This is a genomic window from Rhizobacter sp. (genome assembly GCF_031412495.1).
Taxonomy (GTDB): Bacteria; Pseudomonadota; Gammaproteobacteria; order Burkholderiales; family Burkholderiaceae_C; genus Schlegelella_A.
The window spans coordinates 1-7,166 of sequence record NZ_JANODC010000396.1 but is presented as its reverse complement, the minus strand read 5'-3'; the positions used below and the strand labels follow the sequence as shown (position 1 = coordinate 7,166).

Sequence of the window (7,166 nt, the reverse complement as noted above, 5' to 3'; positions counted from 1 at the left end):
TGCGCCATCGCGCCGTTCTACGGCCGGCTGCTCTGGCTCAACCGCGACGGCCGGGCTTTTCCTGGCGCATCGACGCGCGCCGTGTTCATGGTCGGCGCGGGCGGCCACTACACCTGGATCGATCCGGAACTCGACGCCGTGTTCGTGCTGCGCTGGCTCGACCCGGCGCAGGCACCGGCCGTCATCGGCCGGCTCGCCGAGGCTCTGTGCCAACGCTGATCGCTGCGGCCGCGCCCAGCGTCCTGTCGAAGAAGCCGAGGACCGCGGCGCCGAATTCCGCATGGAACGCCGATCGGTCGAAGCCGGGGGCACTGGTGCAGATGGCCGGCGCGAGCGCCGCAAGGGCGCTGCTGCAAGGCGCCAGGAAGTCGAAATGTCCGGCCTTGGCCACGACCCGATGCTCGGGCGTCTGCGGCAGGGCGAGGCGCACGGCCTCGGCATAGCGCGGGTGCGGGAGGACGGCGTCGTCCTCGGCGCGCCAGAGCTGCACGGGCACCTTGACGTTCCCGAGCCCGGCCGGGGCGAAGGTGAAGCCGAGCGCGGGCGCCGCCACCACCGCGGCCTGGATGCGCGGGTCGGCTGCAGCGGATGCAGACGTCGGGACAGGCACCGCGGCGTTGCCGCCGATCTTCTCGATGAGCCGGCAGGCGAAGTCATCGGGGTGCTGGCGGCACGTCGGTCCCACGGTCGAGAAGTCGGGAACGCCGCCGATGCTCACCAGCGTGGTGAAGCCACCCGCCGAGAAGCCGAACATGCCGATGCGCGCCGGGTCGATCGCGGCGTGGCCGCTCCAGCTCGACAGCATGTGGTCGATCACCCGGCTGATCTGGCGCGGGCGGTCCATCACGTCGACGCTGCGGCTCTGGTCTCGGTGGTTGTCGCCGGTGTGGGTGACGGCCACGACCACGTAGCCGGCGTCGGCCAGGGTGACGGCGGTGTCGAAGTGGCCGAGATACGAGCCCCCGGTTCCGTGCGACATCACGACCAGCGCCAGGCCCTTGCCGTGCACCTCGGCGTCGACCGCGACGCGCATCGTCGTCGGCCCCCTCGTCACCGGGCCCGCCGGCGCCTGGCTCGGGTACCAGATGCCGATCTCCAACGGCTTGCCCGCCGGATCGGCGGCGACCCCGTGCTGAAAGCCTGCCGCGTCGACGCAGTTTCCGAACAGCATGAAGACGACGCCCGTCGCAGCGGAAACGAATGTCGATGCGTGTGTCTTCATGGTGGCTTTCCGTACAGATGAGGTCGGCGATTGTCTGCACCGCCCTGGCCGACCGTCTCCTGCCGTGCGACGAAGCGCCGATTCCACGCGCGAAGCGGCACCGCGGGGTCGGGGAGGGGGTGCCCTTAGAGTCGAGGGCAGATGTTCGCCGCACCTTCTGCCGTCACGCGCGAACGTTGGCGACGTTTCATGCGCATCGTGCGCATGGCGGCGATCATGGGCGCTGCCGTCGGTGCACTCTACGCCGGCGCGACGGCCGGACCGGGTGCTCCGGCGCTGTTCCGCTCCCTGCTGATCTCGATGCCGATCGGCGTCGTCGACGCCCTGCTCACGAGCTCGTGGATCGCCGGCATCGAGCTCTTCCTGCTGAGCCGCGCGTCGATGCGCTGGCTCGATGCCTTGCCCTTCGCGGCGGTGTTCGTCCTGAAGACGCTGCTCTACGGCGCGATCGCCGCCGCCGTCCTCGTCGGCCAGCCCGGGGAGCGGCTGATGGGCGTGGTCACCGTCTACAACGCGCGGACCGGGCTGATCGCGGTCTGCCTGTCGCTGGTGGCCGTCGGCGTCGTGGTGATGACGTTCCAGGCCGCGGGCCTGGTCGGCTACCGCACCTTCACGGCGCTGCTGCGGGGCAGGTACCGCCGGCCGTTCGCCGAGCGGCGCTTCTTCCTCTTCGTCGACGTGGTGGGCTCCACGGCGATCGCCGAGCGGCTCGGCGCGCTGGAGGCGCATCGCTTCCTGGCGGCGGTGTTCTCGGCCGTCGCCGAGCCGGTCGAGGTGTGCCGAGGCGAGATCTACCAGTACGTCGGCGACGAGATCGTCATCACCTGGGTCGAGGCCGACGGCGTCGCCGACGCGCGCGCCCTCCGCTGCTTCTTCGCGATGCAGGCGGCGCTCGCCGCCGACGGGCACCGCTTCGGCCAGCGCTTCGGCGTGCAACCGGCGCTGCGTGCGGCCCTGCATCTGGGCGAAGTCATCGCCGGCGAGGTCGGCCAGGTGCGGCGCGCGATCGTCTTCCACGGCGACGTCATGAACACGACCGGGCGGCTCGAGCAGGCGACCCGGGACGTCGGCTGCCTCTTCATCGCATCGGCGGAAGCGCTCGGTGCGCTGCAAGCGCCGCGCGAGATCCGCACCCGCGACTTGGGACCGCTGGCACTGCGCGGACGGGTCGAGCCCATCCACGCGTTCTGCGTGGAAACCGATGCGGCCTAGCCCGGACCTCTACCGCGCCGCTCCAGTGCACCCTGGCCATTCACCCACTCGATGGACTTGCAGGGCGTGCTCATGACGATGCGCATGATCGCATCGGCGGTTTCCGAACCATGAACCGCACGTAGCGCCGCAGGGCGACGATGCTCCGTCGTGGGCCGTCGTGACACACCGGCGGTCCTCCGGTTTGTCGGCATCGCGCATCCAGGCGGCCTGGTGGAGTCCGATGGCCGCGCGCGCCCCATAGCACCCGCTCGGTGCCGCCGAGGAAGATGGTGGCGCACGATGAGGCACATGCGTATCGCCCGCCGTCGAATGCCGTCACGTCCTCGGGTTCGATCTTGTGCGCCGGGAGATCGCGGCCAGCCGAACGCGTGCCTGCCGCGCCGCGTCGGAATCCTTGGCGCCTCCCTCCGCCGCCGCGCCGTACCCGTAGCGCGCGTTGCCGAGGTCCGAGGGGACGCCCACGCCCGCCTCGTGGAGGCTTCCCATCTTCAGTTGCGCGGCGCATTGCCCCGCTCGGCCGCGGCCCGGTCCCAGCGGGCCGCCTCGATGTCGCTCTTGACGACCCCGAGGCCGCCCTCGTACATGACGGCGATGTTGAATTTCGCTTCGGCCTTGCCCTGCTCGGCAAGCGGCAGCCAGAGCATGAACGCTTCCCGGTGCTTGCCCTGGTCGAAAGCCTTCACGCCCGCCGCGAAGGACTCAGCGGCCGGCGCGGCTGGGAGGGCGCGCGGCTGAGGGCCCTGCGCGGAAGCCGGCTCCGGCGAGGGCTGAGCGAGGCGGCCGAAGCCACCGCGGCGCCCCGCCACACGGACAACCCTCTCATCGCGAACGGCCCGCGGTCATCGCTGCGCCGCCTTGCGCTTCGAAGCGTAGTGCTGCGCTCGTTCTTCCTGGCCGAGTGCGCGGTACAGGTGCTCCAGCTCCTGCAGGACATGCGGATCGGCGCTCCCCTCGGCCGCCCACGCGCGCTCCAGCCCGAGCTGGATGGCCAGCGCTTCGTCGTATCGCTTCTGGTCCCGGTACGTTCGCGCCACCATCCAGTCGGCGATCCTGACATCGGTGACGCGACCGGCCCGCTCGTAAGCGGCGCGCGACAGCGCGAACTCGCCGAGAGCGCCCTCGTAGTCACCTTTCAGGCGCTTCGCATGGCCCACGTTGTTGCGCAGGGGGCCCTCCCAGGATTTGGCGTCTGCCTGCGTGGACTGCGCCAGGTAGCGCAACGCCTTGTCGTTCCACTCCATCTGCCGATCGGCGTCCGCCTCGACGAACGGCATCATGTGCAGCGCATCGATCGCGAGGGCATCGAGACGAGCCTGTTGTGCGAGCTCGAACGCCCGGAGAAAGCTCGCTCTCGCCTGTTCGACTGACGCCGGCGTGCGCAGCTCCGGCGGATGCAAGGGAGAGCGGTGGCTGCGGCCGAGCTCGAGGAAGTACCGGACCCGCACCTCCGCGGAAGCCGAGGCCAGGGTCGGCTCGAGCTGCGCCAGCACCTCGCGTGCCTTGGCGAACTCGCGCCGCATCCCGTACGTCCGGGCGATCTGCGTCTGCAGGATGCGCTGATCGTCGGCGCCGGCACCGTCGAGCGCGGCCCGGAATCGCTGCTCGCTGAGCTCGGGCCGCCGGTGGTCCCACAGTGCATCGACATCGATGGCGAGAGCCGTCGGCGCAGCCAGCGCGCCGAGAAGGAACACGAGACCCAGGCGAGATGGCATGTCCGATTCTCTACGGCACACGGCTGCGAAAGGCAGCACACGGATCGGCGCGCTCGACCGGCTTCGTGCGCACGACGGCGTCAAAGGCGTGCTCCGGCGTGTGCCCGTCACCGGCCTCGAGGTAACCCACCGACCAGACGCGGCCGTCGGGCAGCCAGCGCGGCACGCCGATGTCCTTGCGCACATGGCCGTTGCCGGCCAGCAGGACGGTGCCGCGCCCGCCATGCCGGCGCAAGGCATCGGCCAGCACCGCGTCGCGCGCCCGCTGCGCACCCGCCATCCGCGGCCACGTCGCCGCGGGCAGCGCGCCGCAGTGGCCGGCATCGATCTCGCGCTCCAGCGCGCGCTGCCAGTCGGCATCGATGGGCCGGTCGAGGCCGAGCGCCTGCAAGGCCGCGGCGTCGAACACCGCAGCGGCGCCGCCGCGCACGATCTTCGCGGCATCGGCGCTCGACAGGTTGCCTGCGACGAGCGGCACGCCGTGCTCGAGCGCGAGGGCCACGACGGGGCGGTAGAAGTCCCACTGCCAACCGCCGCCCCGGTCTCGCGGCGGCGTGGCGGCGCGGTCGATCAGGTGCTGCGCATCGAGCGGCCGCTCGCGCCGCGCAAGCTCGATGTCGGCCTGCCGCTCGCGGTCGAACTGCTCCATGACGATGGCCGGACGCCAGCCGGCGGCGAAGGCGCGCCGCAGCACCTCGAGGCGGAGCCGGTGCTGGTCGCGGTTGTCGTGCACCTCGCCGAGCAGGACGACGGCGTCACCGCCGAGCCGCGCCTGCCAGGCCGGGATCGACACCCCGTTGGGGGCCGGCGTCGAGCACGCGCCGAGGGCAGCCAGGGCGACGCCCATCGCGAGGTGGGCGAAACCCAAGGGCATCGACATCCGCACCGGCACGCCTTCCGCCACGGCCGCACCGTCAGCGGTAGAAGGCCTCGACGCGCCCCTTCAGCTGGATCAGCAGCGGCTGGCCGGCGCGGTTCTTCGTCTTGCCGGCGGCCACCTTGACCCAGCCTTCGCTGATGCAGTACTCCTCGACGTCGTGGCGCTCCTTGTCGTTCAGGCGGATGCCGATCGGGTGCTCGAACACCGCGGCGAGGTGATGCGGGCTGCGCGGGTCGACCGAGAGGCGGTCGGGCAGCGCGGGCCGCTCCGGCACGGCCGGCGCCGCGGCCGTGCGCGGCGCCGCGTCGTCGCTCGCCCGTGCCAGCCACGTGCGCATCGCTTCGGTCACGGCGTCGGGCTGCTCCAGCGGCGCCATGTGCCCGGTGCCGTCGAGCACGACCAGCGTCGCGCCGGCGATCCCCGCTGCCATCTCCTCGCTCATCTCCAGCGGCAGGACGCGGTCTTCCCGGCCGCACAGGACCAGCGTCGGGCAGCGGATCTGCGCCAGCAGCGGCCGGCTGTCGGGCCGGCCGATGATCGCCGTCTGCTGGCGCACGAAGGCGTCGCGGCCGACCGCTTGGGCCATGGCCCGGATGCCGTCGACGAGCGGCCGGTCGGCATGGCGCGAGGGCGGCAGCATCTTGTCGATGAGCTCCTGGACGACCGCGTCGAAAGCCGTCTGCGATCTGGCGATGGCAGCGCGCCGGGCCTCGCTCGTCGCCGGCGCATCGGGCCGCGCGCCGGTGTCGACGAGGGCCAGCGCGGCGACGCGCTCCGGCGCCTGCCGCATGATCTCGAAGGCGACGTAGCCGCCCATCGAGAAGCCGGCCAGCGCGAAGCGGCCGGCCGGGGCGCGCGCCAGCACCGCGGCGGCGACCGCGGCGACCCCGTCGTGCGAGGTCACCGGCATGGCGATCAGTTGATGCTCGGGAGCCAGGCCGGCGACCTGATGCGCCCAGAGCCGTTCGTCGTTGAGCAGGCCGGGCAGGGCGAGGAGGGGGAGTCGTGTCATCGGGCGTTCGTTTCGGCGGGATGGGCGGCTCCGGAAATATAGGCCCGCTTCGCGTGCGCCCTCTTCAGCCGCACTCGCCGAGCCGGTAAGCTCGCCAACTGCCCTTCCCGGAGACCCGCCGATGTCCGTTCGCCCCCTGATCACGCCCCGCGACGAGGCCCCGGGCGACGCCGTCGCCGAGGCCCGCGTCCACCTCGCCGCGGCACTGCGCCTGGCCGTGCTGCACGAGCTTGAGGAGGGCATCGACAACCACTTCACCCTGACCGTGCCCGGCCGCGACGGCCAGTACCTGATCCTGCCGTACGGACTGCATTGGTCGGAGGCGCGCGCCAGCGACATGATCGTCTTCGACGAGGCGGGCCGTGTCCTCGAGGGCAGCGGCATGCTGGAGCTCTCGGCGCAGTGCATCCACGCGCCGATCCACCGCATCAGCGGCGCCCGCGTCGTGCTGCACACGCACCAGACCTGGGCCATGGCATTGAACATGCTGGCCGACAACCGGCTCCTGCCGGCCGGGCAGACCGCCGCCTTCTTCATGGGCCAGATCGCCTACGACGACGACTACACCGGCCTCGCGGCGACGCCGGCCGAGGGCGAGCGACTGGCCGCGGCGATGCAGGACCGGCCGATCCTGTTCATGAAGAACCACGGCATCCTGGTCACCGGCGACACGGTGGCGCAGGCCTATCGCCGCATCTACCGCCTCGAGCGCGTCTGCCGCAACCAGATCCTGGCGATGGGCACCGGGCGGCCGCTGCAGGTGCTGACGGACGAGATCGTCGCCCGCGTGCAGACGCCGAGCCCGGACGACCGCCACCCCCGCGCCGAGAGGGAGCGCCTCTTCTTCGAGGCCATGATGCGGGTGCTCGACCGCGAACTGCCGGGCTACCGGGACTAGGTCGCTACGGGCACCGTCGCGCAGCGCCGGCCACCGCCATGCACCGCGACCTTCCCGCCGCCGAACCGCGCCACTTCCTGAGCCGGGCGGCGCAGACGCTGGCCTCGTCGCTCGCCTTCGACGACGCGCTGGAGCACACCATCGCCGCTGCCCTGCCGACGCTCGGCGACTTCGGCTTCTTCGACGTCGTCGACGGCGAGTCGGTGCGGCGCACGGCGCGTGCGCAC

The 7,166-nt window shown here is 71.9% G+C and carries 8 protein-coding genes and 2 pseudogenes; 4 read left to right on the top strand and 6 right to left on the bottom strand.

Features of this window, described 5'->3' with window-relative positions; all coding sequences use genetic code 11:
- Positions 1 to 219: pseudogene (locus tag AC30N0_RS14525) on the top strand (serine hydrolase); the annotation flags it as partial.
- Here AC30N0_RS14525 and AC30N0_RS14520 read toward each other — a convergent pair.
- Complete coding sequence (locus tag AC30N0_RS14520; RefSeq protein WP_489518616.1) at positions 182 to 1,222, bottom strand: alpha/beta hydrolase family protein; 1,041 nt, start codon at positions 1,220 to 1,222, stop codon at positions 182 to 184. The pseudogene AC30N0_RS14525 and the gene AC30N0_RS14520 sit on opposite strands and share 38 nt — an antisense overlap.
- A gap of 189 nt (positions 1,223 to 1,411) precedes the next feature.
- On the opposite strand from AC30N0_RS14520, the gene AC30N0_RS14515 reads away from it, so the two are divergent.
- The gene (locus tag AC30N0_RS14515) at positions 1,412 to 2,434 is read left to right on the top strand and encodes an adenylate/guanylate cyclase domain-containing protein (protein ID WP_489518615.1); all 1,023 of its coding nucleotides are present in this window, start codon (positions 1,412 to 1,414) and stop codon (positions 2,432 to 2,434) included.
- 491 nt (positions 2,435 to 2,925) lie between these two features.
- On the opposite strand, the gene AC30N0_RS14510 is transcribed toward AC30N0_RS14515, so the two are convergent.
- From AC30N0_RS14510 to AC30N0_RS14490, 5 genes and pseudogenes are all read right to left on the bottom strand, one after another.
- Positions 2,926 to 3,120, bottom strand: coding sequence for a hypothetical protein (locus AC30N0_RS14510; protein ID WP_489518614.1), 195 nt, complete (start codon positions 3,118 to 3,120; stop codon positions 2,926 to 2,928).
- A 156-nt stretch (positions 3,121 to 3,276) separates the two neighbouring features.
- Positions 3,277 to 4,149, bottom strand: coding sequence for a hypothetical protein (locus AC30N0_RS14505; protein WP_489518613.1), 873 nt, complete (start codon positions 4,147 to 4,149; stop codon positions 3,277 to 3,279).
- A gap of 10 nt (positions 4,150 to 4,159) precedes the next feature.
- Positions 4,160 to 5,053, bottom strand: coding sequence for a ChaN family lipoprotein (locus AC30N0_RS14500; RefSeq protein WP_489518612.1), 894 nt, complete (start codon positions 5,051 to 5,053; stop codon positions 4,160 to 4,162).
- Positions 5,054 to 5,063: 10 nt separating this feature from the next.
- Positions 5,064 to 5,366, bottom strand: a complete 303-nt coding sequence (locus tag AC30N0_RS14495; RefSeq protein ID WP_489518617.1) for a DUF3297 family protein — start codon at positions 5,364 to 5,366, stop codon at positions 5,064 to 5,066.
- A pseudogene (locus AC30N0_RS14490) lies at positions 5,346 to 6,041 on the bottom strand (alpha/beta fold hydrolase); the annotation flags it as partial. The pseudogene AC30N0_RS14490 and the gene AC30N0_RS14495, both read right to left, overlap by 21 nt.
- A 121-nt stretch (positions 6,042 to 6,162) precedes the next feature.
- Here AC30N0_RS14490 and AC30N0_RS14485 point away from each other — a divergent pair.
- On the top strand, positions 6,163 to 6,939 hold the full coding sequence (locus AC30N0_RS14485; RefSeq protein WP_489518611.1) for a class II aldolase/adducin family protein: 777 nt from the start codon (positions 6,163 to 6,165) through the stop codon (positions 6,937 to 6,939).
- Positions 6,940 to 6,977: 38 nt separating this feature from the next.
- On the top strand, positions 6,978 to 7,166 hold a 189-nt coding region (locus tag AC30N0_RS14480; RefSeq protein WP_489518610.1), incomplete at its 3' end, for a hypothetical protein.